The following is a 26,858-nucleotide window of genomic DNA, read 5'->3' as shown; positions in this document are numbered from 1 at the left end:
CTCAAGGACCCCGCCGGATGGACCTGCTCACCCCGCCCCCCGACCTCTACGGCCGCCCCCGCGCGGACCGCTTCCTGCGCCGCCTCACCGCGATGCAGGACCGGTACGTCGAGGCCCTCGGCGGCCCGCTGCTGCGCCGCAACCCCCGCCGCCCGTTCAGCCGCCCCACCCCGCCGCTCCAGCTGGTCGTCACCGCTCGCCGTCAACTGGCCTCTGACGTCGTCGAGTTGCGGCTCGCCGACCCCTCCGGCGGCCCGCTGCCGGCCTGGCAGCCCGGCGCCCACCTGCGCCTCGCCCTGCCCTCCGGCCGCGAACGCCACTACTCCCTCAGCGGCGACCCGGCCGACCGCACCGGCTACCGCATCGCTGTCCGGCGGCTGCCCGGGGGCGGCGGCGGGTCCGTCGAGATCCACGACACCCTGCACCCCGGAGCCCGCCTCACCGCCCGCCGCCCGCGCAACGGCTTCGCCTTCTGCGCCGAGCCCGCCGTCCTCCTGCTGGCGGGCGGCATCGGCATCACCCCCCTCCTCCCGATGGCCCGGGAGGCGCAGCGGCACGGCCTGGACTGGCGCCTGGTGCACGTCGGCCGCAGCGCCGACACCCTCCCGTACGCGCAGGAGCTGCGCGCCCTCGACCCGCACCGCGTGGTGCTGCGCACCGACGACGAGCACGGCGGCGTCCCGACCGGCGCCGAGCTGCTCGCCCACGCCCCGCGCGGCGCCGCCGTGTACTGCTGCGGCCCGGCCCCGATGCTCACCGCCGTGCAGCGGGCCCTGGACGACGGCCCGGTCGGGTCCGGCGGGGCGGCCGGCGCCCTGCACTTCGAGCGCTTCGGCGCCGTCCCGATCACCGACGGCGCGCCCTTCGCCGTCCGGCTCGGCGGCGACGGCCCGACCCTCGACGTCCCCGCCGACCGGTCCGCCCTGGACGTGCTGCGCGAGGCCCGCCCGGACCTCCCGTACTCCTGCCACCAGGGCTTCTGCGGCACCTGCGAGCTCCGGGTGCTGGCCGGCTCGCCCGACCACCGGGACCGCCGCCTCACCCCCGAGCAGCGCGCCGCCGGCGCCCTGCTGCCCTGCGTCTCCCGGGCCGCCGAGGGTGAGACCCTCGTGCTCGACGTCTAGGGCGTGTCTTGCGGATCTTTGCCGGGTCCGCAACGCCAGGGCACGCACCTCGCCGCGTTGTCGTCAGTCGCCGATGGCCCCCAGCCTTCGGCCGGGAGGTGCCCCCATCCTCCGCCTTGCGATGCACGCACCCTGACGCCGCGGCCTGATCCGACAAGATCTACAAGACACGCCCTAGAAGGAGCTCCGCCATGGCGAAAGCGACCCCCGCCTTCCGCTACACCGAGCGCGACCTCGCCCGCTTCCGCGAGACCCAGCAACTCGCCTACCACTGCGCCGAGCAGGTCGCCGGCTGGATCGAGCCCGGCGTCACCGAGCGGCAGGCCACCGCCGAGCTGCGCCGTCGCCTGGTCGCCGCCGGGGTGCAGGACTTCTTCCACGTCCCCTTCGCCTGGTTCGGCGACCGTACGGCGTTCCGGCACTTCCACACCCCGCTGCAGTTCTTCGCCGGCAACCGCCGCCTCGAGGAGGGCATGCCGTACGTGCTGGACTGCGCGCCCGTCGTGGACGGCTACACCGCCGACATCGGCTACGGTGGCAAGGTCGGCGAGAACCGGGTCTGGGACCGGCTCGCCGCCGACCTGAAGGTCTACCGGGAGCTGATCCTCGCCGAGGTGCGGGCCCGCAAGCCGCTGGACGAGGTGTACGCGGCGGTGGACGCGCAGCTCGCCGCGCACGGCTACGACAACCGCCACCAGGTCTACCCGGGTCGGGTGATCGGCCACCAGGTCACCCGCACCGTGACCCGCGGTCCGGCCGGGGTGAACGTCTTCGGCTTCGGCGTGCGCACCCTGCAGACCCTCGGCCGCGAGCTCATCTCCGAGCGCCTGCACGGCCGTTCGCCACTCTGGGCGGACGGCAGGTCGTCCCGGCACGCGCCCACCCCGGGCCTGTGGGCGGTCGAGCCGCACATCGGCTTCCGCGGTGTGGGCATCAAGTTCGAGGAGCTGCTGGTGGTCACCGAGGACGACGCCTACTGGCTGGACGACGACCTGCCCCACGTCCGCCGCTGGACCACGACCGCCGCAGCCACCGCGAGCACCGAGCGGGCTGCCGAACCGACCGCCGAGCCGACCACCCTGGAGGCCACCCGATGACGCCCCCGCTGACGCCCCCGGCACCGACCCCGGCAACGACCCCGCCCCGCCGCCGGACGGTCCACTCCGGCGGCCTGCCGCTCGCCGTCTTCGAGCAGGGCGACCCGACCGCTCCCACCGTCCTGCTCGTCCACGGCTACCCCGACACCCACGCCGTCTGGGACGACATCGCCGCCGATCTTGCCCGCGACCACCACGTGGTCCGCTACGACGTGCGCGGCGCCGGCGAGTCCGGTGTCCCCGCGGACCGCGACGGCTACCGGCTGGAGCGGCTCGCCGAGGACCTGTTCGCCGTCGCCGACGCAGTCAGCCCGGACCGCCCGGTCCACCTGGTCGCCCACGACTGGGGGTCGATCCAGTCCTGGGAGGCCGTCACCGCCCCCGGCGCCGAGCAGCGGATCGCCTCGTACACCACGATGTCCGGCCCCAGCCTGGACCACATGGGCCACTGGCTGCGCCACCGGCTGCGCCGCCCCACCCCGCGCCACCTGAAGCAGCTGCTCCACCAGGGCCTGCACTCCTGGTACATCACCGCCTTCCACCTGCCCTACCTCGCCCCCGGCGTCTGGCGCCTCGGCCTCGCCCGGGCCTGGCCGCGGGTGCTGCGCGACCTGGAGCACGTCACCCCGCGCGCCGACCACCCGCAGCGCAGCCTGCGCCGCGACGCCGTGCGCGGCATCGAGCTGTACCGGGCCAACTTCCGCCCCACCATGGGCAGTCCGCGCGAGCGGACGACGCGGGTGCCGGTGCAGCTGGTCACCCTCACCCGGGACCGCTACGTCGGCACGTACCTCTCCGAGGGCCTGGAGCGCTGGGTGCCCGATCTGACCCGCAGGACGCTGCACGCAGGCCACTGGTCGGCGCTGCTGGAGAAGGGAGTCGTCGTGGCCGGCCTGGTCCGCGAGTTCACCGCCCGCAACGAGCCCGGTCGCGCCGGTGCGGCCGCCGCCGACCGGCCCGCCCTGGACGACGGCCGGCTGGTGGTCGTCACCGGCGGCGGCAGCGGCATCGGACGGGCCACCGCGCTCGCCTTCGCCGAGGAGGGCGCCCGGGTGGTGGTCTGCGACCTTGACCTCGCGGCCGCGGAGCGCACCGCCGAACTCGCCTCCCTCATCGGCCCGCCGGCGCACGCCTACCGGGTGGACGTCTCCGACGGAGCGGCGGTGGACGCCTTCGCGCAGACCGTCGCCGCCGAGCACGGGGTGCCCGACGTGGTGGTCAACAACGCGGGCATCGGCCACTCCGGGACCTTCCTGCAGACCACCGAGAAGGAGTGGCAGCGGGTCCTGGACGTCAACCTCTGGGGCGTGATCCACGGTTGCCGCGCCTTCGGCACGCTGATGGCCGACCGCGGCCAGGGCGGCCACATCGTCAACGTCTCCTCGGCCGCCGCCTACCTGCCCTCCAAGGCACTCACGGCCTACGCCACCAGCAAGGCGGCGGTGTTCATGCTCTCCGACTGCCTGCGCGCCGAGTTCGTGGGCCACGGCATCGGCGTCTCCACCATCTGCCCCGGGATCGTCAACACCAACATCACCCGCACGTCGACCTTCTCCGCCACCTCCGCCGCCGAACAGGCGGCCAAGCAGGCCCGCGCCGCCAGGCTCTACGCCCGCCGCGGGTTCCCGCCGGAGAAGGTCGCCACCGCGATCGTCACCGCCGTCCGCACCGGAAAGCCCGTCGTCCCGGTCACCCCCGAGGCCAAGGCCGCCCGCTTCCTCTCCCGGCTCAGCCCCGGCCTCCTCCGCCTCGCCGCCCGCCTCAACGTCACCTGAGCCCCCGTGGCCTGGGGCCTCAGGAGCTCAGCCGCCCCAGGCCTTCGAGGAGCTCGTCGGCGTTCATGCAGATGTGGATGTCGACCTTGGCGTTCGTCTGCACCCAGAAGGGCTCGGCGATGGACGGCAGCGCGGCCTCGTCCCGGACGTCGACGACGATGATCATGGTGCGGCGCCCGTTGCGCGCCAGGAAGTAGGCGGCCTCCGGTTTGAGTTCGGCCAGCGACCGCTTGATGCCCTCGACCATCGATCCGTCCTTGACGGCCTGGTTGGCGGTCGGGGTGTCGAGTTCGATTTCCAGCAGGGCGCGCATGGTCCCGCTCCTTCCCCGGGCTCGGGGTGAGTCCGCAACTCCAGCGTCCCGCTGCCCCGGTGGGCACGCAACGTGACGCTCGGTCGTGCTCAGGCGGCGTCGGTGCGCCGCGGCCGCGCCTCCTGCGGATCGGCGGGTGCGCCGCTCTCCGCCGCCACCGCCGACACGTCGTGGTGGATCGGTCCGTCCCCGGCGCTCAGCGGCAGGCAGCTGCCGCCGCGCCGGTGGGCGATGATCTCCGCGGCGACCGAGACCGCCGTCTCCTCGGGGGTGCGCGAGCCCAGGTCGAGGCCGATGGGGGAGCGCAGCCGGGACAGTTCGGCGGTGGTGAGCCCCGCCTCGCGCAGCTTCGCCTCGCGGTCCCGGTGGGTGCGGCGCGAGCCCATCGCGCCGACGTAGCCGACTGGCAGCCGCAGGGCGCGCTCCAGCAGCGGGATGTCGAACTTGGCGTCGTGGGTGAGCACGCAGAGCACGGTGCGCCCGTCGATCCGGCCGAGCTGCGAGTCCAGGTAGCGGTGCGGCCAGTCGACCACGACCTCGTCGGCCTCCGGGAAGCGACGGACGGTGGCGAAGACAGGCCGGGCGTCACAGACGGTGACGTGGTAGCCGAGGAACTTGCCGATCCGCACCACCGCGGCGGCGAAGTCGATCGCCCCGAACACCAGCATCCGCGGCGCGGGCACGTAGGACTCGACGAAGCAGGTGACGGTGCCCCGCTCGTCCTCGTCGCAGGGGCGCCCGTCCAGGCCGAGGACGAGCCGGCCGGTGCGTCCGGCCTCCAGCATCGCCCGGGCCTGCGCGACGATCGCCCGCTCCAGCCCGCCGACCGTGGACGGCCCGACCGAGAGCGCCCCGCCGACCCCGTCGGCGGTGACCGCGAGGGTGGCGCCGAGCAGCCCGCCCGGCCCGGCGATCACCCGCACCAGGGCGACCGGCGTACCGGCGGCGATGTGCGCGATCCCCGCGTCCAGCCCGGCGTCGGCGCCCGGCACGACCGGCTGGACGAACACGTCCAGGACCCCGCCGCAGGTCAGCCCGACCGCGAAGGCGTCCTCGTCGCTGAACCCGAAGCGCTCCAGCACCGGCTCGCCGCTCTCGATCGCGGCCTGGCACAGCTCGTACACCGCGCCCTCGACGCACCCGCCGGAGACGCTGCCGACCGCCTCGCCGTCCGCGTCCACGGCCAGGGCCGCTCCCGGGTCGCGCGGAGCGCTGCCGGAGACCCCGACCACCGTGGCCACGGCGAAGGTCCGCCCGGCCGCGTGCCAGGCCTGCAGCTGCTCGGCGATGTCCTGCATGGCGGAGGCTCCTTACACGGTTCGACAGTAGCGGGGGACGCCGCCGTACGGGAAACGATCCCGTACGGCGGCGGTGTTTCGGGAGGGCCGTGCGGGACCGGCTAGTGCACGCCGAGCCAGGACTTGATCGGCGTGAGCGCGAAGTAGAGCACGAACACCCCGGTGAGGATCCACATCAGCACCCCGGGCTCGCGCCAGCGCCCGACCCCGGCCTTGATGACCGTGTACGAGATGACGCCGGCCGCGACGCCCGCGGTGATGCTGTACGTGAACGGCATCAGCGCGCAGGTGAGGAAGGCCGGGATGGCCACCTCGCGGTCGGACCAGTCGATGTGCCGGGCCTGGCTCATCATCATCGAACCGATCACGACCAGGGCGGCGGAGGCCACCTCGACCGGGACGACGCCGGCGATCGGCGAGAAGAACAGCATGAGTGCGAACAGTCCGCCGGTGACGGTGGAGGCGAGCCCGGTGCGGGCGCCGTCGCCGACGCCGGTGGCCGACTCGACGAAGACGGTCTGTCCGGAGGCGCCGGCCAGGCCGCCGACCGCGCCGCCGGCGCCGTCGATGAACAGGGCCTTGGAGAGCCCGGGCATCCGGCCCTGCCTGTCGGCCAGCCCGGCCTCGGTGCCGACGCCGATGATGGTGGCCATCGCGTCGAAGAAGCCGGCCAGCACCAGGGTGAACACCGCGACCGAGGCGCTGATCGCGCCCATGCCCTTGCCGCCGAAGGCGCCGAACAGGTCGACGTGGCCGAACAGTCCGAAGTCGGGGGCGGAGACCGGGCTGCCGGGCCACACCGGGACGGAGTTCTTCCAGGCGGAGGCCGGCACGTCGGCGGCCTTGTTGACGATCACCGCGAGCACGGTGCCGCCGGCGATGCCGATCAGGATCGCGCCGCGGATGCCGCGGGCCGTCAGCACGAAGATCGCCAGCAGGGTGACGCAGAAGACCAGGACCGGCCAGCCGGCCAGCTCCCCGGTCGGGCCGAGCGACAGCGGGGTGGGGCCGCCGGTGTGCATGAACCCGGCCTTGTAGAGGCCGATCACGGTGACGAACAGGCCGATGCCGATGGTGATGGCGTGCTTGAGCGGCAGCGGGATGCCGTTCATGATCTTCTCGCGCAGTCCGGAGACCACCAGCAGCACGATCAGCAGGCCGTAGATCACGCACAGGCCCATGGCCTGTGCCCAGGTGGTGTGGGGGACGACGAGCGCGGAGACCGCGCCGGAGACCGAGAGGCCGGCGGCGAGGGCGAGCGGCGCGTTGCCGACCAGGCCCATCAGGATGGTGGTGACGGCGGCCGCCAGGGCGGTGGCGGTGGTCAGCGCGGCGTGGTCCAGCTTGACGCCGGTGACGTCCGCGCCGCTCAGGATGAGCGGGTTGAGCAGGATGATGTACGCCATCGCCATGAAGGTGGTGAGACCACCGCGCAGTTCGTTGGCGAGCGTCGAGCCCCGGGCGGAGATCTTGAAGTAGGCGTCCAGTGCGCTCTGCGGGCTGGGGGCCGGGGCCGACGCGTGGGTGTCGTCCTCGGCGGGTCTTTCTTCGGTGGTGCCGGGCTCCGTGGGGATCCTGGTCATGTCCACTCCCAAGTGTCAAAGGGGGTTGGGGTGGGCGAGCCGACCTGACTGCCGGTCAACGAAGCGGCGTAGGGGGACGTATCGACTCACTTCGGGCACTCGATGAGGGGGGAGTGCCGGGCGGTGCATTTCGAGGGTGGTGCGCACCGCTGCTGTGCCCCGGCGTGGGTGGGGCAGCGGGTGTGGGGGTGGAGCCCCCGGGGCGGCGGGGAAGACTGTCGCCGCCCCGGGGAAGCGTGAACCGCCGGGATCAGTCGGCCTGTTCGGTGGATCGGCCGGCTGTCGTCAGCCGGGCTGCTCGGTGGTCAGGTGCTCCGGCCGGACGGGGATCCGGTTGAGCGCGAGACCGGTGGCGTTGCGGATGGCGGCCACGATGGACGGCGTCGCCGAGACGGTCGGCGCCTCGCCGACCCCGCGCAGCCCGTACGGCGCGTTGGGGTCGGGCAGTTCGAGGATCTCCACCGGGATCGGCGGGGTGTCCAGGATGGTGGGGATGAGGTAGTCGGTGAAGGAGGCGTTGCGGACCTTGCCGTCCCGGACGATGATCTCCTCCATCACCGCGAGGCCGAGCGCCTGCGTGCAGCCGCCCTGGATCTGGCCGACCACGGAGAGCGGGTTGAGCGCCTTGCCGACGTCCTGGACGGCGGTGAGCTCGACCACCTTGACCAGGCCCAGCTCCACGTCCACGTCCACCACCGCGCGGTTGGCGCAGAAGGTGTACTGGACGTGGCCGAAGCCCTGGCCGGTCTCCTTGTCGAAGGGCTGGGTGGGCCGGTGGTGGTGCTCGCGGGTGAGGTCGATGGCCTCGTCGCCGAGCAGGTCCACCATGGGGACCAGCACGCCGGCGCTCTCCGAGACGACCTTGCCGCCGGCCAGCGTGATGTCCTTGTGGGCCCAGCCGTAGCGGCGGCGGCCCTTCTCGATCAGCTCCCGCCGGACCGCCTCGGCGGCCAGCTTCACCGCACCGCCGGTCATGTACGTCTGGCGCGACGCGGAGGTCGAACCGGCCGACCCCACCTCGGTGTTGGCCGGGTGGATGGTGACCTGCTCGACGCCCAGCTCGGTGCGGGCGATCTGGGCGTGCACGGTGACGCCGCCCTGGCCGACCTCGGCCATCGCGGTGTGCACCATGGCGACCGGCTCGCCGCCGATGACCTCCAGCCGCACCCGGGCGGTGGAGTAGTCGTCGAAGCCCTCGGAGAAGCCGACGTTCTTGATGCCGACCGAGTAGCCGACGCCGCGCACGATCCCCTCGCCGTGCGAGGTGTTGGACAGCGCGCCGGGCAGCTGGCGCACGTCCAGGTGCTCGGTGTCCAGCGGCGGCGGCAGCGGCATGTCCTTGGCCCGCTGCAGCAGTTCGGCCACCGGCGCGGGCGAGTCGATCTGCTGGCCGGTGGGCATGAAGTCGCCCTCCGACATCGCGTTGAGCTGCCGGAACTCCACCGGGTCCATGCCCAGTTCGGCCGCCAGCTTGTCCATCTGCGACTCGTAGCCGAACGCGGCCTGCACCGCGCCGAAGCCGCGCATCGCCCCGCAGGACGGGTTGTTGCTGTAGAGCGCGATGGCGTGCATCCCGACGTTCGGGATCACGTATGGACCGTGCCCGAGCGAGGCCGCGTTGCCGACCACGGCGGGCGAGGCGGAGGCGTACGCGCCGCCGTCCAGCACGATCCGGCAGTCGGCGAAGACCAGCTTGCCGTCGCGGGTGGCGCCGTGCTCGTAGTGCATCCTCGCCGGGTGGCGGTGCACGTGGCCGTAGAAGGACTCGTCCCGGGAGTAGACGATCTTGACCGGCTTGCCGGTGTGCTGGGCCAGCAGGCAGGCGTGGATCTGCATCGAGATGTCCTCGCGGCCGCCGAAGGCGCCCCCGACGCCGGCCAGCGTGAGCCGGACCTTCTCCTCGGGCAGGTCGAGCACCGGGGCCATCTGCTCGCGGTCCACGTGCAGCCACTGGGTGGCGATGTAGAGGTCGATGCCGCCGTCCTCGGCAGGCACCGCCAGGCCGGACTCCGGGCCGAGGAAGGCCTGGTCCTGCATGCCGACCTCGTAGTCGCCGCTGACGATGACGTCCGCCAGCGCCCGCACCTCGTCGGTCACGCCGAGGCCCGAGACCAGCTTCTGCTCGTGGCAGATGTTGCCGTACGCGTGCGACTTGTACTCGTGCGGCTCGTGGACGTAGCCGTACGTCTCCGGGTCGAGGCACTGCTCCTCGGTGACGATCGGGGTGAGCACCTCGTACTCGACCGCGATCTTCTTCACCGCGCGGCGGGCCGTCTCCGGGTGGTCGGCGGCGACCAGCGCGATCGCCTCGCCGTGGTACCGAATCTTGTCGATGGCCAGGGCCGGCTGGTCCTGGATCTCCAGGCCGTAGTACTTCGAGCCGGGGATGTCCTCGTGCGTCAGCACCGCGTACACGCCGGGCACCTTGAGCGCCTCGGAGATGTCCACCGAGAGGATGTTGGCGCGGGGGTGCGGCGAGCGCAGCGCCATACCCCACAGCATGTCCTCGTGCCACATGTCGGAGGAGTACGCGAACTCGCCCTTGACCTTCAGGTTGCCGTCCGGGCGCAGCGGCGAGCCGCCGATGCCGTCCTTGGACACCTGGTTGATGTTCTGCAGGTTCTTCTGGCCCTGGATCGTCCGCGTGCTCACGCGACCGCCTCGCTTCGCTCGGCGGGCGCTCCGCACAACCCGCGCCTCTTGATGATTCTCCCCCAGCCTCCGGCCGGGGGGACCCCCATGCTCCGCTCGCTCATGCCGAACCCCTCCCGGCGCACTTGCGGGCCGAGGCGAGCCGCACCGCGTCCATGATCTTCTCGTAGCCGGTGCAGCGGCACAGGTTGCCGGACAGCGCCTCGCGGATGTCGTTGTCGCTCGGCTGGGCGTCCTGCTCCAGCAGGGCGTCGGTCTGCACCAGCAGGCCGGGGGTGCAGAAGCCGCACTGGACGGCGCCGGCGTCGATGAACGCCTGCTGGACCAGGCCCAGTTCGCCCTCCTCGCCGCTCAGGCCCTCGACCGTGCGGACCTCGCGGTCCTGCACCTGGCCGGCCGCGACCAGGCAGGAACAGACCGGGACGCCGTCCAGGTACACCGTGCAGGAGCCGCACTCGCCCTGCTCACAGGCGTTCTTCGAGCCCGGCAGGCCGACCCGCTCGCGCAGCACGTAGAGCAGGCTCTCGCCCTCCCACACGTCGTCGGCCTCGACCGGCTTGCCGTTGGCGGTGAACGTGACCCTCATGCCGCACTCCTGATCTGCTTGCTGTAGTCGTTCCAGGTCCAGGTGAGGGTGCGGCGGGCCATCACGGCGAGCGCGTGCCGGCGGTAGTCGGCGGTGCCCCGGACGTCGTCGATCGGCGAGGCCGCGGCCTTCACCAGCTCGCCGAACCGCTGGACCACCTCGGCGCCCAGCAGCTCGCCGGACTCCCAGAGCCCGCGCTCGGCCAGGACGCCCTGCAGGTACTCCTCGGCCTCGACGGCGCGGCGCGGCGTGGGGGCGGCCGAACCGATACCGGTGCCGACGGTTCCGTTCTTCGGGTGGAGGGCGAAGCCGAACGCGCAGACCGCGATCACCATCGCGTTGCGGGTGCCGATCTTCGAGAACTGCTGCGGCCCGTCCGCCACCGGAATGTGCACGGCCCGGATCAGCTCGTCGGCCTCCAGGCTGTTGCGCTTCACCCCGACGTAGAAGTCGTCGATCGGGATCAGCCGGGTGCCGCGCACCGAGGCCGCCTCCACGAACACGTCCCGTCCGGCCGCCAGCAGCGCCGGGTGGGAGTCGCCGGCCGGGGAGGCCGCGCCGAGGTTGCCGCCGACGCTGCCGCGGTTGCGGATCTGCGGCGAGCCGACGGTGTGGGCCGCCAGCGCGAGCCCGGGAAGCGGAGCGGACAGCTCCGCGATGATCCGGGCGTACGGCACCGAGGCGCCGAGCCTGACGACGCTGCCGTCGTTCGACCATTCGGTGAGCTCGGTGATGCGGTTCAGGTCGAGAATCGCGGATGGCCGATGCACGTCGAAGTTCAGCTCGACCATGACGTCCGTGCCGCCCGAGACGGGCAGCGCGGTCGGGTACTCAGCCTTCGCCGCGAGCGCCTCGTCCCAGGTGGCGGGCCGAAGGAACTCCATGCGGGTGTCTCCTCAAGTCGTCGCCAGCCGGGTGTCCGGCGGCGTGTCGCCCAGTGAACTCCTGTGACGCGGCCCACTGGCAGTCACCGATGGCATGAAGCCCCGGCTGTGGTCCCGCCCGGCATCCTGTACGTTCCTCTAAGGAGCAGAATTTCGCAGCCCAGGTGTTCGCCGGGTGCTATCTACGACCGTAATCCGGCCGTGACTGACGGTCCACGGGCCCGTAATCCGGCCGCCCGATGGTACGTAACACCGAGCACGGATGTTCGGGCACACTGTGACCCCGGCCGAAGGACCGGTCACCCCCTCCCTCTCCTCGATTCCCTTCCCCACCCCACGATCTTCCCCCGATCCCGTCCCTAAGGAGTCCGCGGATGCGTGTCCGTGACCTGCTCGCCCCCGGAGCCCCGCGACTGCGCCTGCTCGCGGCCGAGGAAGAGCTGGACCGGCAGGTCAGCGGCGTGATGACGACGGACCTGCAGGACCCCGGCCGCTACCTGCACGGCGGCGAACTGGTGCTCACCGGCATGCTGTGGCGCACCGTCCCGGCCGACTCCGAGCGCTTCGTGCGCACCCTCGCGGCCGGCGGCGCGGTCGCCCTCGCGGCCGGCGAGGCCGAGGTCGGCCCGGTGCCCGCGGACCTGGTCGAGGCCTGCAGCCGGCACCGGATGCCGCTGCTCGCCGTCCCCGACGACATCGCCTTCGGCACCGTCACCGAGTTCATCGGCCGTCAGGTCTCCGCCGACCGCGCCGCCGACCTCGCCGCCCTGGTCGACCGGCACCGGCTGCTGGTCTCGGCGGCCGGCGGCGGCGGGCTGGACGCGGTGCTGGACCTGCTCGGCGGCGACCTCGACCTGGACTGCTGGGTGCTCGCCCCCACCGGCGCGGTGATCGCCGGCCCCGCCGACCGGCTCTCCGCCGAGGACCGCGACCAGCTGGTCCGCGCCCACCTCGCCGCCCAGCGCCAGCGCCGCCGTCCCCCGCACCGGGCCCGCCTGGCGGCCGGCTCCTACTCGCTGCTGCCCGCCGCGGCCTCCGCCGAGCACGAGGTGCCGCTCGCGGACTGGATGCTCGCGGTGGCCGGCGACATCACCGAGTGGACCACCAAGCGCCAGCAGCTCGCCGAGAACCTCGCCCGCCTGGTCGCCGCCGAGCGCCAGCGCCGCGACGAGGGCCGCCGGCTGCGCCGCCGCCTCGCCGACGAGGTGCTCGCCCTGCTGCGCCGCGACGCCGACCCGGCCGAGATCAGCCGCACCCTGTTCGCCTCCTCGGCGATGGCCGCCCGCTTCGAGTCCCCCGAGCCCAAGTCCCCGGCCGAGGAAGGCTCCTGGCTGGTGCTCAGCGCCGAGGGCACCGGCCTGCCCGAGGGCACCGTCCGGGCCGTCCTGGAGGAGGCGCTCGGCGCCACCAGCGACCGCGCCCTGGTCGCCGGGACGGGCGCCGGCGCCGTGGTGGTGCTGCCCGTCCTGGACAACCCGGTGCCCGCCGACGCCCTGCGCGACCTGCTCGCCCCGCTGGAGGCCGGGCTCGGCTCCGAGGGCCGGATCACCCTCGGAGTCTCCGCCCCCGCCTCCGAGGCCGGCGGCCTGCGCGGCGCCCTGGAGGAGGCCCGGCACGCCCGCCGGATCGCCGCCTCCCGGGTCGGCCGGGTCTGCGTCGCGGGCCCCGAGGAGCTCGCCTCGCACGTCCTGCTGCTGGCCGCCGTCCCGGACGAGGTCCGCCGCGCGTTCCGCGGCCGGCTGCTGGACAAGGTCATCGCGTACGACATCGAGCACCAGGCGGACCTGGTCCGCACCCTGGAGGCCTTCCTGCGCTCGGACGGCTCCTGGACCCGCTGCGCCGCGCAGCTGCACGTCCACGTCAACACCCTGCGCTACCGGATCGGCCGGATCGAGGAGCTGACCGGGCGTGACCTCTCCCGGCTGGAGGACCGGGTGGACTTCTACCTGGCGCTCGAACTGGCCTGACGGGGCCTCGGGCAGGGACCCGGGCAGGAGCTCGGGCAGGACCTCGAGGCATGCTTCGGGCAGGTTTCGAGCAGACGGAAGGGCCCGCCGCGATGCGTTCGCGGCGGGCCCTTCGTCGTGCTCCGGTCCGTTCCTGCGCTTACTGCGCTTACTGCGCTTACTGCACCTACTGCGCCGGGATGATCGAGGTCAGCCAGGTGAAGGCCCCCGGGACCATCTTCTTCCACATCTCGGTGGTGTGCGGGCCGGTGCCCTCCTCGACCTGGACGGTGGTCGGGGCCTTGGCGAGGGCGCGGATCGCCTCGCCGTCCTCGTAGCCGTCGCCCTTGGAGCCGCTGATGAGCATCGCGACCTTCGGCGGCTGCTGGGCGGACTTCAGGATGTTGACCGGGTTGTTGGCCTCGCGCAGCTTCGGGTCCTTGCCGACCAGCGAGTCCTTCTCGGTCGCCGGGTCGTTGTAGCCGGACATCGCGATGGCGGCCCGGTACCGGTTGGGGTGGGCCAGCGACAGCTTGGCCGCGCAGTGCGCGCCCGCCGAGTAGCCGGCGATCGCCCAGCGGTCCGGGGACGGGTCGGCGCGGAAGTTGTCCAGCACCATCTGCGGGACGTCCCGGGTGATCCAGGCGTCGGCGTTGATCTTGCCGGCGATGTCGGTGCAGCCGGCGTCCTGGCTGCTGCCGAGCAGCAGGGTGCGCGGCGAGACCAGGATGAACGGGGCGACCTTGCCCTGCTGCATCAGCGGCTTGAGCTGCTCGGAGACCTTGAGCGTGCCGTACCAGGTGGAGGAGGAGCCCGGGAAGCCCGGGATCAGCTCGACCACGGGGAACTTCTTGTCCTTGTACGCCGGGTCGTTGTACTGCGGCGGCGTCCAGACCAGCACCTCGCCGTCGACGCCGGACACCTGGCCCTTGAGCTCGGTCTTCTGCACGTCGTTGGGCACCGCCGGGTCGTTCACGCCGCCGAAGCTCTGCTTCACCTTCGGCGGCTCCTTGGCGGAGTCACCGCTCCCACCCGGGTTGCCGGCCGGGTCCGCCGGCGGCACCGAGGGCACCGCGCGGACGTGGTTGCCGGTGCCGAGCAGGTCGTCCCAGTTGCCGTAGATCAGGTTGGCGTTGTTGACCATCACGAAGACCATCAGGACGGCCGTGACCTGGCAGAACATGATCATGACGATCCGGGTGAGGGTCTTCACCGGCGGGGGGCCGCCGACCTTCCCCCAGAACAGCAGCGCCACTGTGATGGACACCGGCACAAGAATGACGGTGAGGATGAAGAATGGCGTACCTGTCAGTTCCATCGAGTTCTCGTATCCGGGTCGCTCGCCGCCCGGGCCCCAGTCGCCCGAACGCACGTCAATGGCATCAGACGGCCGATAACTGATGATCGGTTGCCGTCCGAATCTGTGCGGAACCTGAGAGGAACATCACGTTAGCGTGATGAACCCCCTTCGGATCGGCGCCCAGTCTGTCACCCGGACGATTGTCGTCCGGACAGATGTTCAGCGAACTTCCAGGAAAGGTCCCCCGGGGCACCTTACCTTCCGCCGCGTTCCCGCCGCTGGGCGAGGCGGTGTGATCCCGTGCGGCGCGGCCAGGGAGACTATGGGGATGAGCATCACCCGCTTTCGCATGTCCCGCCGCTTCTGGCCCGTGTGCGCCGTCCTGGCGCTCGCGGTCACCGCGGCCGGTTGCAGCAGTACCGGAGGAAGACGTGCCGAGGAGGCGCGCGCCAAGGCCGCCGCAGCCGGCGGCAGCGCCGTCACCACCCCGCGCTGGAAGGTCGCCATGGTGACCCACTCCGGTGCCGGCGACGCCTTCTGGGACACCGTGCGCAAGGGCGCCGAGCAGGCCGCGGCCAAGGACAACATCACGTTCCTGTACTCCAACGACGCGCAGACCCAGAACCAGGTCCAGCTCGTCCAGGCCGCCATCGACCAGAAGGTCGACGGACTGCTGGTCACCCTCGCCAAGGGCGACGCCATGGCCGACGTCCTGGCCAAGGCCAAGGCGGCGGGCATCCCCGTGATCACCATCAACTCCGGCCAGGACTTCTCGCAGAAGTTCGGCGCTCTCACCCACATCGGCCAGGACGAGTCCACCGCCGGCCAGGCGGCCGGTGCCGAGCTGTCCGCCCGCGGCCGCAAGAACGTGCTCTGCGTCATCCACGAGCAGGGCAACGTCGGCCAGGAGCAGCGCTGCTCCGGCGCCCAGTCCAAGGCCGGCGGGTCCTTCCAGGTGCTCTACGTCAACGGCGTCGACATGCCCGACGCCCGCGCCGCGATCTCCGCCAAGCTCCAGGCCGACCCGGCGATCGACACCGTGCTCACCCTCTCCGGGTCGATGGCCGCCACCGGACTGCAGGCGGTCCAGGACACCCGCCGACCGGTCGAGCTGGACACCTTCGACCTGGGCCCGCAGGTGGTGGCCGGGCTCAAGTCCGGCAGCGTCGGCTTCGCCGTCGACCAGCAGCCCTACCTCCAGGGCTACGAGGGCGTCGACCTGCTCTGGCTGTACAAGTCCAACCTGGACATGCTCGGCGGCGGCAAGCCGGTCGAGACCGGCCCGCAGATCCTCACCAGGGAGAACGCCGACGCGCTCGCCGAGTACGTCGCGAGGGGGACCAGGTGAGCAGTCCCGACCTCCTCGCCCGGGACGGCCTCCTCGAGGACCGTCCGGCGGCCCTGCGGCGGCTCCTCGCCCGCCCGGAGCTGGGCTCGCTGATCGCCGCCGGCGCCGTGTTCCTGGTCTTCGCCGTCGTCGCCGAACCGTTCCTGCGGGTCTCCTCGCTGGGCACCGTGCTCTACGCGGCGTCCACCATCGGGATCATGGCGGTGCCGGTCTCGCTGCTGATGATCGGCGGCGAGTTCGACCTCTCGGCCGGTGTGATGGTCACCACCGCCGCGCTGACCTCCTCGATGGTCTCGTACCAGTTCACCGCGGTGACCTGGGTCGGCGTGCTGGTCTCGCTCGCGACCACACTGGCGATCGGCTGGTTCAACGGCTGGATGCTCGGCCGCACCAAGCTGCCCAGCTTCATCGTCACCCTCGGCACCTTCCTGATGCTGACCGGTGCCAACCTGGGCGTCACCAAGGCGATCTCCGGGACGGTCTCCACCAAGTCGATCGCCGACATGGAGGGCTTCGAGACCTGCCGCCGGCTGTTCGCCTCCGAGCTCACCGTCGGCGGGCTGACGATCAAGGCCACCGTCTGGTGGTGGCTCGGCCTGCTGGTGGTCGGCAGCTGGGTGCTGCTGCGCACCCGCTTCGGCAACTGGATCTTCGCCGTCGGCGGTGACGCGGACGCCGCCCGCGCGGTCGGCGTGCCGGTCGCCCGGACCAAGACCGTGCTCTACCTGGGCGTGGGCTTCGGCGCCTGGGTGCTCGGCCAGCACCTGCTGTTCTCCTTCGACACCGTGCAGTCCGGCGAGGGCGTCGGCAACGAGCTGATCTACATCGTCGCGGCCGTCATCGGCGGCTGCCTGATCACCGGCGGCTACGGCTCGGTGGTCGGCTCGGCGCTCGGCGCGCTGATCTTCGGCATGGCGAGCAAGGGGATCATCTACGCGCAGTGGAACCCCGACTGGTTCAAGTTCTTCCTCGGCGCGATGCTGTTGCTCGCCGCACTGCTGAACGCCTACGTCAAGCGCCGGGCCGAGCGGGGGCCGCGATGAGCGACGAACCGATGGCTGAAGAGCTGCTCTCCCTCGCGGGTGTCGGCAAAAGCTACGGCACCGTCCGGGCGCTCCAGGACGTCTCGCTGACCCTGCGGTCCGGCGAGATCAGCTGTGTGCTCGGCGACAACGGCGCCGGAAAGTCCACCCTGATCAAGATCATCGCGGGGCTGCACCGGCACGACGCGGGCAGTTACACGGTGGGCGGCGAGGAAGTCCGCTTCACCTCCCCGCGCGAGGCCCTGGACCGCGGCATCGCCACCGTCTACCAGGACCTCGCGGTCGTCCCGCTGATGCCGGTCTGGCGCAACTTCTTCCTCGGCTCCGAGCAGGGCATGCGCCGCTGGGGCGGCCTGCGCCTGGACGCCGACGGCATGCGCGCCACCACCCGCGAGGCGCTCGCGAAGCTGGGCATCGACCTCCACGACGTCGACCGGCCGATCGGCACCCTCTCCGGCGGCCAGCGCCAGTGCGTGGCGATCGCCCGCGCGGTGCACTTCGGCGCCAAGGTGCTGGTCCTGGACGAGCCCACCGCCGCGCTCGGCGTCAAGCAGTCCGGCGTGGTGCTCAAGTACGTCACCGCCGCCCGCGACGCCGGGCTCGGGGTCGTGCTGATCACCCACAACCCGCACCACGCGTACCTGGTCGGCGACCACTTCACCCTGCTCAAGCGGGGCCGGATGGCGGGCAGCCACCCGCGCGCCGAGATCGGCCTGGAACAGCTCACCACCGAGATGGCAGGCGGCTCCGACCTCGCCGAGCTGTCGCACGAGCTGGCCCGTCCCACGCTCGCCGACCCCGAATCCCGTTCCGAATCCCCTTCCGAGCCCCGTTCCGACGCCCCTTCCGAATCCCCTTCCGACTCCAGTTCCGACTCCCGTGAGGAGCGTTCGCAGCCGTGACCAGCCCTCAAGGCAGCACCCGGCCGCCCGTCCTGCCCGCGCTGCTCGGCCTCGGCCCGCGCGCCGAGCGCCGCCGCCGCGCCCTGCCCGCAGGGATACTGCGACTGCCCACCATCGGCGTCGACATCGGCGGCACCAAGGTGGTCGCCGGGGTGGTGGACGGCGAGGGCAAGGTGCTGGAGAAGCTGCGCACCGACACGCCGGACAAGAGCAAGAGCCCCAAGGTGGTCGAGGACGTCATCGTCGACCTGGTGCTGCAGCTCGCCGACCGGCACGACGTCCACGCCGTCGGCATCGGCGCGGCCGGCTGGGTCGACGCCGAACGCTCCCGGGTGCTGTTCGCCCCGCACCTCAACTGGCGCAACGAGCCGCTCCAGCAGGCGCTCAGCGAGCGGCTGCGGTTCCCGGTGATCGTGGAGAACGACGCCAACGCGGCCGCCTGGGCCGAGTGGCGCTTCGGCGCCGGGCGCGGCGAGGACCACATGGTGATGCTCACCCTGGGCACCGGCATCGGCGGCGCGGTGGTCCGCGACGGCTACGTCGACCGGGGCAAGTACGGCCTGGCGGGCGAGTTCGGGCACATGCAGGTGCTGCCCGGCGGTCACCGCTGCCCGTGCGGCAACCGCGGCTGCTGGGAGCAGTACTCCTCCGGCAACGCGCTGGTGCGTGACGCCCGCGAGCTGGTCGCCGAGGAGTCCCCGGTGGTGCAGCCGCTGCTGGCCCGGGCGGGCGGGACGGTCGAGGGCATCACCGGACCGCTGGTCACCGAGGCCGCGAAGGACGGCGACCCGACCGCCATCGAGCTGCTGTACGAGGTCGGCACCTGGCTGGGCGTCGGCATCGCCAACCTGGCCGCCGGGCTGGACCCGGGCCGCTTCGTCATCGGCGGCGGCGTCTCCGAGGCCGGCGACCTGCTGCTCGGCCCGGCCCGGGACACCTTCCGCCGCACCCTCACCGGTCGCGGCTTCCGGCCCGAGGCCGCCATCGTGCACGCCGCCCTCGGCAACGAGGCCGGCCTGGTCGGCGCCGCCGACCTCGCCCGCCAGGTGGCCCGGCGCTTCCGCACCATCAAGCGGCGGCGGGTGGAGCGCAGCGCGCTGTAACGGTGGCTTCCGCAGGGTGCCCGTCCGGCGGCTGCCGCCGGACGGGCCGCGGTCTGACGGACCTTGGTCCAACGGGCCGTGGGTCTGCCGGGCCGTGGGCCTGACGGGCCGTGGGCCGATCGGGCGGAATCCGGTGGGCCGATCGGGCAAGGTTCGTGCGTGGCTGCTTGAGGGTGGACGTGATTGGTGACTCTCGGTGCCAGGGGGCTCACGAGAGGAAACCGAATGTCGAACTCATCGCTCCGCCGTGGCGCACGGATCGCGGCCATAGCCGCGCTCGCCTGCGCGACCACCTTCACCACCGCCGGCGTCGCCACCGCCGGCGGAGACGACAGGGGGGGCCACGGGCACCACGGGCGCGGCCACGAACGCGGCCACGAACGCGGACACGAACGCGGACACCACCACCGGCACCACCAGCGGAACGTCGTCGACATCGACGTGCAGAAGGGCAAGATCGACGTCCAGGACGAGGCAGAGGGCGGTTTGGTCACCTTCGCGGTGGAGACCGACGACCCGGCTGGCCGGCAGATCCAGCTGATCCGTCCGCACGAGGGGGTCTCGCACACCACCTTGTTCGCGTCCTTGACCAAGGCCATCAGCGAGAAGGCCCCGGCGGCCGCGGCCCAGGGCATCAAGGCCATCGCGGCCGAGGCCGACGCACTGGGCGGCGCCTTCGTCTCGCCGGACGTCCCGGCGCGGTTCACCGAGGAGGTCGACGAAGGGGAGGTGTTGGTACTGGACTTCACCGCCTTCCTCAAGGACCCGGCGCACCCGCTCTTCGCGACCATCGAGTTCGAGGGACACAACGGGCGCCACCGGCACCACGGGCACAACCGGCACCATCGCGGGGCCGAGGAGCACGCCACCGTGGTCGAGGAGGAGACGCCGGCCGGCCCCCGGTTCGACGTCGAGGACCTGGACGACGCGGACGCCCCGATCGTGGTGCGCAACGAGAGCGACGAACTGCACGAGATGGTGCTCCAGCCGGTCAAACCGGGCACCACCGACGCGGAGGTCCAAGCCTTCTTCGACGCCACCGCCAAGGGTCAGCACCCGACCCCGCCGTTCACCGGCGTGCCGTCCGGCCTCAGCGCGATCTCTCCCGGGGACACCGTGAAGTTCGAGGCGGAGGACCTCAAGCCCGGCACGTACGTCCTGCTCTGCTTCATCCCGGACGAAAAGACCGGCGTCCCGCACGCCTTCCTCGGGATGCACAAGGTCGTCGAGCTGCACTGAGCGGTGGGTGGAGCGGGGGTCACCGGCGGGGCTGCGAACAGCTGACAACTTTCAGTCGACAGAGTTCAGCGAACAGATGACGAAATCTGTTCGCTGAACTCTGTCGGCTGTCGGCTCGGTTCTTCGGCTGTCGGTTGTTCCCGCCCCTCCATCTGCTTCCGCCTCGTCAACTACCCATCGGTAGCGGCTCAATGTGGTTGTCGGATCATCCCGGCTGTGGAACAACTGAGTTGACGTCGACTCAGGAGGACTCAGGATGAGGGTTCTGACCCGTCTGGCACCACCACTGCTGCTCACCACCGCACTGGTCTGGTCCACCGCGCTGCCGGCCGGGGCCGCGGCCCCGCCGCCGAAGGTGCCCGAGGCGGTGGGCTGGGGCGGAGCGGTCGCCACCGTCGACGCCGACGCCACCGCCGCCGGGATCGAGGTGCTGCGCAAGGGCGGCAACGCCGTGGACGCGGCGGTCGCCGCCGCGGCGACCCTCGGGGTCACCGAACCGTACTCGTCCGGCATCGGCGGCGGCGGGTACTTCGTCTACTACGACCACGCCTCCGGTCGGGTGCACACCATCGACGGCCGCGAGACCGCCGGCCGCGGCGCCGACGCCGGGCTGTTCCTGGAGGACGGCAAGCCGCTGGCCTTCGCCGACGCCGTCACCAGCGGCCTGTCGGTCGGCGTCCCCGGCACCCCCGCCACCTGGGGCGCGGCCCTCGACAAGTGGGGCACCCGCTCGCTCGCCCGGAACCTCGAACCCGCCATCCGGGTCGCCGACAACGGCTTCGTCGTGGACGAGACCTTCCGCCGCCAGACCGCCGACAACCAGGCCAGGTTCAAGGACTTCCCGGCCACCGCCAAGATCTACCTGCCCGACGGCAAGCCCCCCGAGGTCGGCAGCGTCCTGCGCAACCCCGACCTCGCCGCCACCTACCGGCTGCTCGGAAAGGACGGCGTCAAGGCCTTCTACCAGGGGCAGTTGGCGCAGGACCTGGTCAACACCGTGCAGCACCCGCCGGTCGACCCGGCCTCCGGCCGCAACGCCCGCCCCGGCAAGGTCGACACCGCGGACCTCGCCGCCTACCGGGTCCGCGACCAGGCGCCCACCCACGTCTCCCACGGCGCCTACGACGTCTACTCGATCGCCCCCTCCAGCTCCGGCGGCACCACCGTCGGCGAGGCGCTCAACATCCTGGAGGACGGCGGCGACGTCTCGACGTACAGCGGCACGCAGTACTACCACCACTTCCTGGAGGCCTCCCGGATCGCCTTCGCCGACCGCAACCGCTGGGTCGGCGACCCGGCCGCCGTCGACGTGCCCACCAGGCAGCTGCTCTCCGAGCGCTACGCCGCCTCCCGGGCCTGCCTGATCAGCCCTGACCACGCCCTTACCAGCCCGCTCGCCCCCGGCGACCCGAGCCACCCGGCGGACTGCGCCGACACCGGCCAGGCCGTCGCCGAGCCGTACGAGGGCCCCAACACCACCCACCTGACGGTCGCCGACCGCTGGGGCAACATCGTCTCCTACACGTTCTCCATCGAGCAGACCGGCGGCAGCGGCATCACCGTCCCCGGCCGGGGCTTCCTGCTCAACAACGAGCTGACCGACTTCGACTTCGCCCCGCTCGCCCCCGGCGTCCCCGACCCCAACCTGGCGGGCCCGGGCAAGCGGCCGCGCTCCTCGATGTCCCCGACCGTCGTGCTGCGCGACGGCGAGCCCTTCCTCGCCACCGGCAGCCCCGGCGGCGCGACCATCATCACCACCACCCTGCAGGTGCTGCTCGGACGGCTGGACCGCGGCCTGAGCCTGGAGCAGGCCATCGCCGCGCCGCGCGCCAGCCAGCGCAACACGGCCGCGACCCAGGCCGAGCCCGCCTTCCTGGCGCTGCCCGAGCGCGCCGGGCTGGAGGGGCTGGGGCACGTCTTCGCCGGTGTGGCCGAGATCGGTGCCGCCACGGGCGTGGAACGGCTGCCGGACGGGCGCTGGGTGGCCGCCGCAGAACCGGTGCGGCGCGGCGGCGGCTCGGCCGCGGTGGTCCGGCCCGCGCGCTGAGCCGTCCGGATTGTCAGTGCCGGGCGGTATGTTCGGGGTGGGTCTCCCTCGAGAGGGGCGGCCCACCCCGTCGGTACGCCGTCCGTACCGACACCCCGTCTGTACCGAAGCCCCGTCCGTACCGAACCACCGGGAAGGCCGCCCGCCGTGACCGTCCGCATCGCCACCTGGAACATCAACTCCGTCACCGCGCGGCTGCCCAAGCTCCTGGAGTGGCTGGAGAGCGCCAAGCCCGACGTGCTCTGCCTCCAGGAGCTCAAGTGCGCGGCCGACGCCTTCCCGTACGACGAGGTCCGCGAGCTCGGCTACGAGACGGCCGCGCACGGCACCGGCCGGTGGAACGGCGTCGCCATCGTCTCCCGGCTCGGCCTGGAGGACGTCGTGCGCGACCTGCCCGGCCAGCCCGGCTACCTCGCCGACGGCGCCCTGCTGCCGGACGTCGAGCCGCGCGCCATCGGCGCCACCTGCGGCCCGGTCCGGGTCTGGTCGGTGTACGTGCCCAACGGCCGCGAGGTCGGCCACGCGCACTACCACTACAAGCTGGAGTGGCTGGAGGCACTGCGCGAGGCCTCCGTCGAGGACGCCGCCGGCTCCCGCCCGTTCGCCGTCCTCGGGGACTTCAACATCGCCCCGACCGACGAGGACGTCTTCGACGTCGCCGCCTTCGAGGGCCTCACCCACGTCACCCCGGTCGAGCGCGCCGCGCTGGAGGCCCTCGGCGGGATCGGCCTGCAGGACGTGGTGCCGCGCCCGCTGAAGTACGACCGCCCCTACACCTACTGGGACTACCGCCAGCTGGCCTTCCCCAAGAACCGGGGCATGCGGATCGACCTCACCTACGCGAACAAGGCCTTCGCCGACGCCGTCACCGACAGCTACGTCGACCGCGAGGCCCGCAAGGGCAAGGGCACCTCGGACCACGCGCCGGTCGTGGTGGACCTCGACCTGTGAGATCCCGCCGGGAGCCGCCACGGCGCGGGTGACCCGGGTAGCGGGCCGTAACCCGAACGGTCCTGAGCGCTCGCTGAGCGCGGGGCGCGTGCCTACCGTCGGTGAGTGACCGGGTGCAGTCGATCGACCACGTGGACATGGGAGTCCCCCGGCTGCGCCCGAGAATCCCGGAGGTTCCGGCATGCGCACCATGCGTACGGCCGCCGCCGCTCTGATCGGCGCGACGGCGCTGACCGGCCTGACGGCCCCCCTCGCTTCCGCCAGGGACGGCGCGGCCTCGGTCAGCCCGTCCCAGGCCGCACCGGGCCAGACCGTGACGGTCACGGTCTCCTGCGAGAAGTCGGACAAGCCCGACGCCAAGACCATCACCGCCCGCTCCGCCGCCTTCGAGGGCGGTCCCGCGACCCTCACCCTGGGCTCTGACGGCAAGCACACCGGCTCCGCCCGGCTGGCCTCCCAGTACTCCGGGGACAGCAAGGTCGACGGCACCTGCCCGGACGGCGGCGCCTTCTCCACCACCGTGACGGTCACCACCGTCACCGCCACCACCCCCGAGAAGAGCCTCGGCGACTGGGGCAAGGCGGCGGGGGAGTGGGCGGGCTCGCTCGGGCAGTCGGGTGCCGGCAGCCAGCAGGTCGCCCCGCACGGTTCCGTGGAGACCGGCCTCGGCGGCTCGGTCGCGGCGAACCCGGCGGAGCTGGCGGGCGGACTCGCACTGGTCGCGGGCGGTGTCGGCGGCTTCTGGCTGCTGCGGAGGCGCGGTGCCTGACGGTCCCCGCTCCGCCGCGCCCCACGCCTCCGCGCCGCCGGACCCCTGACGGGACCGGCGGCGCGGAGGCGTGTCAGACGGTCCGGGGCTCCGGCTGGTCGAGCCCGTCCTCGTGCGCGAGCATGCCGCTGGCCAGCAGGTACTGGGCCAGCACATAGGTCGCCATGATCCAGAACTGATGCCCCGGCAGCTCCCGCCACTTCGCCAGCTGGGTGGCGATCAGCGTGTCGGAGAGCAGGAACAGCGCCCCGCCCAGCCCGGTCCGCCAGCCCAGCCCGGCCGAGGTGACGGCCGTCGAGGCGAGCAGCAGGCTGTAGCCGGCCACCGGCACCCGCAGGTCCCCGAGGTCCGGCCAGAGCCGACCGACCAGGGTCACCCAGGCCGTCGCGTACGCGGCCGCGACCACCAGGGCCCGGCGGCGGTCGGTGAGCGCCCCTCGCCGGACGAACATCGTCACGTAGCAGACGTGCGCCGCCGCGAAGGAGCCCATGCCGGCGAGGAACGCCGGGTCGTTCTTCAGCTGGAGCAGCACGTCCCCGCCCGCGCTCAGCAGCAGCGCCGGCGCCAGCAGCTTCGGCGCCTCCCGCCCCGCCGCCCTGGCCGCCGCCACGCTGTGCCCGGCCAGCAGCGGCATCAGCGCGGGCTTGGTGGCGTTCCGCAGCACCGAAGCGCCGGACAGGATCGAGCCCAGGTGCGCCGCCGAGGTGGCCGCGTACCCGCCCAGCAGACCACCGGCCGAACGCAGGCGCGAACCGAGGACGGCACGGGTGGTCGTACGAATGCTCATGCTTCCGAAGCCTCCGACGGTCGGACGGTGAGGGATCCGCACCGGCCGTGGGAGCCGAACGTGCGGTGGAAGGACAGGTTACCGGTGCGTAACCCGGGCGGGGCCCGGCGGGTGACGACGCGGCCGGGGTGAGCCTGACCGGAGAGCGGAGGGCGGGCGGCCGATTCGAGGGCTCTTGCGGAGACTTCCTCAGGAGGACGGTTGCTGCCACCGGGTGACCCGGCACCGTCTACTCTGGACCCCGACATGGATCAGCAGGAGTACGCGGTCGGTGCCACCCGGGTGGCCGCCGGCAGGCCGGACGGACGTGCGGGCGGGGCAGGTCGGGGAACCGCCGACGCCGTCCTCGCCGTACGCGAAGCCGTGCGGACCGAGGCCGTCGATGGTGCTGACGGTGTCGCCGATGCCGTTGACCCTGTCGACAGGCCGGCCGGGGTCGCTCCCGCACGTGGTGCTGACGATGCGCAGGGCGCCGAATCCGCCCAGGCCGACCTCTCGCCCGACCCGGGGCTGCTGCGGCTGGCCCGCTGGTTCGCCGCCGCCGCCCCGGGCACCGCCGACGACCTCTGCGCCGCCTCCTTCGGCCTCTACCCCGCCCGCCACCTCGGCGCGCCCGCCGAGTCCGCCGACCCCGACGTCAGCTGGTGGCACGGCCCCACCGCGCACGCCACCGCGTCCCCCCGCTCCCGTGCGGCCCGCTCCGACGGCGGACTGCGCCGTGCCCGGCGCGACTCCGCCGAACTGCCCGTCGTCCGGTCAGGCGCCAAGCCGGGCAGGCCCGGCAGGCACCGCAAGCCCGAGCGCAGCCGGGTGGCGTCGGGGGCAGCCGCGTCCGCGTCCGTACAGCTCGATCTCCCCCCGGTCACGCAGGATCGTTCCGACGAGGAGCTCCCGGCAGCCGAGCGCCGGATCGCGGCCCGGCTGCTGCTCGCCCACCCGCTGGTGACGGCCTCCGGCCCGCACGCCGACGGCTTCCCGCTGATCCGCCGTCACCGCGACTGGCTCGCCGAACGCTTCGACACCCTGCTCGGCTACCGCCTCGACGTCGGGCCCTGGCACGCCCGGCTCTGCAAGGCCGGCCTCGGCCCCGACGCCGCCCGCCGCCTCGAACACCCCGTCACCGGCGCGCCGTTCACCCCGGGCGGCTACGCCCGACTCGCCCTCGCCCTGGCCCTGCTGGTCGACGCCCCTGAGCGGCTCGAGTACCGGCGGCTGCTCGACGCGATGCACGCCGCCGCGCCCGAGCTGACCGCCGACCCGGCCGCTGAGCGGGCCGACCTCGGCATGGCGCTGGCCACGCTGGCCGAGTGGCAGGTGCTCGGGGACCTGCCGACCGACCCCGCCGACGGCGCCTTCGTCCTCACCGTGGACCGCGAGCTCGCCCGCGCCGTCCCGGCCGGCCCGCCCGCCCTCGCCGACGACGCCGCCGACCTCATCCGCCGCGCCGCCGAGGCCGAGCCCGCCACCGCCGTACGCCGCCTGCTCGCCGAGACGCCCGCCGTCCTCGCCGCCGACCTCCCCGAGGACCGCCGCGCCTGGCTGCACGAGCACCGCCTCAGCGGACCGGCCGCGCTCGCCGAGTTCCTCGGCCTGGAGACCGAACTGCGCGCCGAGGGCGTCGCCCTGCTCGACCCGGCCTCCGAACTCACCGACCTCGCCCTCCCCGGCGCCGGCACCCTCGCCCAGGCCACCCTGCTGCTGGTCGAGCGCCTCGTCGAGGAGGTCCGCCCGCTGCCCGGCGAGCCCACCGTGGGCGATGTCCCGATCGCCGACGCGCTGATAGACGGCGTCCTCGGCGACATCACCGACGAGTACGGCCTCCCGGCCCGCTACCTCTCCGACCGCACCGCCCTGCGCCGCGACGCCCTGGACCTCCTGCACCGGCTCGGCCTGATCACCCCCACCCCCCAGCCCAAGCGCCCCCCGACCTGGCACCTCCGCCCCCACGCGGCCCGCTTCGCCCCGACCCTCGACCTCCACCCCACCCCCGGCACCGGCCGCCACTCCCGCCCGACCCCCTTCACCCCACCCCCACCCGCCCCCCGCACGGAGCAGCGCGCATAGCGCCCCGCCCGCCCCGACGCCGGAAAGGCAGGAGCACCACGTCCGTA

General features: G+C 72.9%; 21 protein-coding genes. 13 read left to right on the top strand and 8 right to left on the bottom strand.

All coding sequences use genetic code 11. The annotated features are described in order from the left end of the window. The first annotated feature begins 17 nt into the window (after nt 1–17). The 3 genes from ACZ3TI_RS03495 (at nt 18) to ACZ3TI_RS03485 (ending at nt 3,996) form a co-directional block, all read left to right on the top strand. Nucleotides 18–1,124: a PDR/VanB family oxidoreductase gene (locus tag ACZ3TI_RS03495; protein WP_465722822.1), complete on the top strand. Its 1,107-nt coding sequence runs from the start codon at nt 18–20 to the stop codon at nt 1,122–1,124. Between the two features lie 191 nt (nt 1,125–1,315). Beyond that, on the top strand, nt 1,316–2,221 hold the full coding sequence (locus ACZ3TI_RS03490; RefSeq protein ID WP_465722820.1) for a M24 family metallopeptidase: 906 nt from the start codon (nt 1,316–1,318) through the stop codon (nt 2,219–2,221). Next, complete coding sequence (locus ACZ3TI_RS03485) at nt 2,218–3,996, top strand: SDR family oxidoreductase (protein WP_465722818.1); 1,779 nt, start codon at nt 2,218–2,220, stop codon at nt 3,994–3,996. Before ACZ3TI_RS03490 ends, ACZ3TI_RS03485 begins: the two co-directional genes overlap by 4 nt. A 19-nt stretch (nt 3,997–4,015) precedes the next feature. Here ACZ3TI_RS03485 and ACZ3TI_RS03480 read toward each other — a convergent pair whose 3' ends face one another. The 6 genes from ACZ3TI_RS03480 to ACZ3TI_RS03455 all read right to left on the bottom strand — a co-directional run bounded on the left by ACZ3TI_RS03480 (nt 4,016) and on the right by ACZ3TI_RS03455 (nt 11,312). Then, nucleotides 4,016–4,309, bottom strand: coding sequence for a hypothetical protein (locus ACZ3TI_RS03480; protein WP_465722816.1), 294 nt, complete (start codon nt 4,307–4,309; stop codon nt 4,016–4,018). 89 nt (nt 4,310–4,398) lie between these two features. Next, nucleotides 4,399–5,607 (bottom strand): XdhC family protein, encoded by a 1,209-nt coding sequence (locus tag ACZ3TI_RS03475; RefSeq protein WP_465722814.1) that lies wholly within the window; start codon nt 5,605–5,607, stop codon nt 4,399–4,401. A 101-nt stretch (nt 5,608–5,708) separates the two neighbouring features. After that, nucleotides 5,709–7,190 carry an NCS2 family permease gene (locus ACZ3TI_RS03470; RefSeq protein WP_465722812.1) on the bottom strand — a complete coding sequence of 494 codons (1,482 nt, stop codon included), beginning with the start codon at nt 7,188–7,190 and terminating at the stop codon, nt 5,709–5,711. Nucleotides 7,191–7,475: 285 nt separating this feature from the next. Beyond that, on the bottom strand, nt 7,476–9,842 hold the full coding sequence (gene pucD, locus ACZ3TI_RS03465; RefSeq protein WP_465722810.1) for a xanthine dehydrogenase subunit D: 2,367 nt from the start codon (nt 9,840–9,842) through the stop codon (nt 7,476–7,478). Nucleotides 9,843–9,942: 100 nt separating this feature from the next. Then, on the bottom strand, nt 9,943–10,428 hold the full coding sequence (locus tag ACZ3TI_RS03460) for a (2Fe-2S)-binding protein (RefSeq protein ID WP_465722808.1): 486 nt from the start codon (nt 10,426–10,428) through the stop codon (nt 9,943–9,945). After that, entirely contained in the window at nt 10,425–11,312 is an 888-nt protein-coding gene (locus tag ACZ3TI_RS03455; protein WP_465722806.1) for an FAD binding domain-containing protein, read from the bottom strand. The genes ACZ3TI_RS03460 and ACZ3TI_RS03455 overlap by 4 nt, the downstream gene beginning before the upstream one ends. A 374-nt stretch (nt 11,313–11,686) precedes the next feature. Here ACZ3TI_RS03455 and ACZ3TI_RS03450 point away from each other — a divergent pair, with 374 nt between their 5' ends. Then, nucleotides 11,687–13,279, top strand: a complete 1,593-nt coding sequence (locus ACZ3TI_RS03450; protein ID WP_465722804.1) for a helix-turn-helix domain-containing protein — start codon at nt 11,687–11,689, stop codon at nt 13,277–13,279. Nucleotides 13,280–13,445: 166 nt separating this feature from the next. Here ACZ3TI_RS03450 and ACZ3TI_RS03445 read toward each other — a convergent pair whose 3' ends face one another. Next, a complete protein-coding gene (locus tag ACZ3TI_RS03445; RefSeq protein ID WP_465722802.1) occupies nt 13,446–14,525 on the bottom strand; it encodes an alpha/beta hydrolase in 1,080 nt (359 codons plus the stop codon). Nucleotides 14,526–14,886: 361 nt separating this feature from the next. Between ACZ3TI_RS03445 and ACZ3TI_RS03440 the strand changes: the two genes are divergently transcribed. The 8 genes from ACZ3TI_RS03440 (at nt 14,887) to ACZ3TI_RS03405 (ending at nt 23,960) form a co-directional block, all read left to right on the top strand. Next, nucleotides 14,887–15,906, top strand: a complete 1,020-nt coding sequence (locus ACZ3TI_RS03440) for a sugar ABC transporter substrate-binding protein (RefSeq protein WP_465722800.1) — start codon at nt 14,887–14,889, stop codon at nt 15,904–15,906. Beyond that, complete coding sequence (locus tag ACZ3TI_RS03435; protein ID WP_465722798.1) at nt 15,903–16,949, top strand: ABC transporter permease; 1,047 nt, start codon at nt 15,903–15,905, stop codon at nt 16,947–16,949. Before ACZ3TI_RS03440 ends, ACZ3TI_RS03435 begins: the two co-directional genes overlap by 4 nt. Nucleotides 16,950–16,960: 11 nt before the next feature. Beyond that, entirely contained in the window at nt 16,961–17,851 is an 891-nt protein-coding gene (locus ACZ3TI_RS03430) for an ATP-binding cassette domain-containing protein (protein WP_465722796.1), read from the top strand. After that, on the top strand, nt 17,848–18,954 hold the full coding sequence (locus ACZ3TI_RS03425; protein ID WP_465722794.1) for an ROK family glucokinase: 1,107 nt from the start codon (nt 17,848–17,850) through the stop codon (nt 18,952–18,954). Before ACZ3TI_RS03430 ends, ACZ3TI_RS03425 begins: the two co-directional genes overlap by 4 nt. Nucleotides 18,955–19,179: 225 nt before the next feature. After that, nucleotides 19,180–20,193, top strand: a complete 1,014-nt coding sequence (locus ACZ3TI_RS03420; RefSeq protein ID WP_465722792.1) for a hypothetical protein — start codon at nt 19,180–19,182, stop codon at nt 20,191–20,193. 256 nt (nt 20,194–20,449) lie between these two features. Beyond that, nucleotides 20,450–22,240, top strand: coding sequence for a gamma-glutamyltransferase (gene ggt / locus ACZ3TI_RS03415; RefSeq protein WP_465722790.1), 1,791 nt, complete (start codon nt 20,450–20,452; stop codon nt 22,238–22,240). Nucleotides 22,241–22,387: 147 nt separating this feature from the next. After that, entirely contained in the window at nt 22,388–23,191 is an 804-nt protein-coding gene (locus ACZ3TI_RS03410) for an exodeoxyribonuclease III (protein WP_465722788.1), read from the top strand. A gap of 181 nt (nt 23,192–23,372) precedes the next feature. Next, complete coding sequence (locus ACZ3TI_RS03405; protein ID WP_465722786.1) at nt 23,373–23,960, top strand: hypothetical protein; 588 nt, start codon at nt 23,373–23,375, stop codon at nt 23,958–23,960. A gap of 73 nt (nt 23,961–24,033) precedes the next feature. Here the strand turns inward: ACZ3TI_RS03405 and ACZ3TI_RS03400 are convergent, their stop codons facing one another. Next, nucleotides 24,034–24,747 (bottom strand): lysoplasmalogenase, encoded by a 714-nt coding sequence (locus ACZ3TI_RS03400; protein WP_465722784.1) that lies wholly within the window; start codon nt 24,745–24,747, stop codon nt 24,034–24,036. A gap of 246 nt (nt 24,748–24,993) precedes the next feature. Here ACZ3TI_RS03400 and ACZ3TI_RS03395 point away from each other — a divergent pair, with 246 nt between their 5' ends. Next, the gene (locus tag ACZ3TI_RS03395; RefSeq protein WP_465722783.1) at nt 24,994–26,811 is read left to right on the top strand and encodes a DUF2398 family protein; all 1,818 of its coding nucleotides are present in this window, start codon (nt 24,994–24,996) and stop codon (nt 26,809–26,811) included. Nucleotides 26,812–26,858: the final 47 nt, after the last annotated feature.

It is taken from the genome of Kitasatospora sp. NPDC023120, from assembly GCF_055560835.1.
The sequence above is the reverse complement of the archived record's forward strand: the minus strand, read 5'-3'. Positions and strand labels throughout refer to the sequence as shown.

Excerpts from the sequence above, each read along its gene's own strand:
- ACZ3TI_RS03450 (WP_465722804.1), top strand. The coding sequence starts at position 11,687 with ATGCGTGTCCGTGACCTGCTCGCCCCCGGAGCCCCGCGACTGCGCCTG.
- ACZ3TI_RS03455 (WP_465722806.1), bottom strand. The coding sequence starts at position 11,312 with ATGGAGTTCCTTCGGCCCGCCACCTGGGACGAGGCGCTCGCGGCGAAG.
- ACZ3TI_RS03475 (WP_465722814.1), bottom strand. The coding sequence starts at position 5,607 with ATGCAGGACATCGCCGAGCAGCTGCAGGCCTGGCACGCGGCCGGGCGG.
- ACZ3TI_RS03460 (WP_465722808.1), bottom strand. The coding sequence starts at position 10,428 with ATGAGGGTCACGTTCACCGCCAACGGCAAGCCGGTCGAGGCCGACGAC.
- ggt (WP_465722790.1), top strand. The coding sequence starts at position 20,450 with ATGAGGGTTCTGACCCGTCTGGCACCACCACTGCTGCTCACCACCGCA.
- ACZ3TI_RS03495 (WP_465722822.1), top strand. The coding sequence starts at position 18 with ATGGACCTGCTCACCCCGCCCCCCGACCTCTACGGCCGCCCCCGCGCG.
- ACZ3TI_RS03430 (WP_465722796.1), top strand. The coding sequence starts at position 16,961 with ATGGCTGAAGAGCTGCTCTCCCTCGCGGGTGTCGGCAAAAGCTACGGC.
- ACZ3TI_RS03480 (WP_465722816.1), bottom strand. The coding sequence starts at position 4,309 with ATGCGCGCCCTGCTGGAAATCGAACTCGACACCCCGACCGCCAACCAG.
- ACZ3TI_RS03490 (WP_465722820.1), top strand. The coding sequence starts at position 1,316 with ATGGCGAAAGCGACCCCCGCCTTCCGCTACACCGAGCGCGACCTCGCC.
- ACZ3TI_RS03470 (WP_465722812.1), bottom strand. The coding sequence starts at position 7,190 with ATGACCAGGATCCCCACGGAGCCCGGCACCACCGAAGAAAGACCCGCC.
- ACZ3TI_RS03485 (WP_465722818.1), top strand. The coding sequence starts at position 2,218 with ATGACGCCCCCGCTGACGCCCCCGGCACCGACCCCGGCAACGACCCCG.
- ACZ3TI_RS03400 (WP_465722784.1), bottom strand. The coding sequence starts at position 24,747 with ATGAGCATTCGTACGACCACCCGTGCCGTCCTCGGTTCGCGCCTGCGT.
- ACZ3TI_RS03440 (WP_465722800.1), top strand. The coding sequence starts at position 14,887 with ATGAGCATCACCCGCTTTCGCATGTCCCGCCGCTTCTGGCCCGTGTGC.
- ACZ3TI_RS03405 (WP_465722786.1), top strand. The coding sequence starts at position 23,373 with ATGCGCACCATGCGTACGGCCGCCGCCGCTCTGATCGGCGCGACGGCG.
- ACZ3TI_RS03420 (WP_465722792.1), top strand. The coding sequence starts at position 19,180 with ATGTCGAACTCATCGCTCCGCCGTGGCGCACGGATCGCGGCCATAGCC.
- ACZ3TI_RS03395 (WP_465722783.1), top strand. The coding sequence starts at position 24,994 with ATGGATCAGCAGGAGTACGCGGTCGGTGCCACCCGGGTGGCCGCCGGC.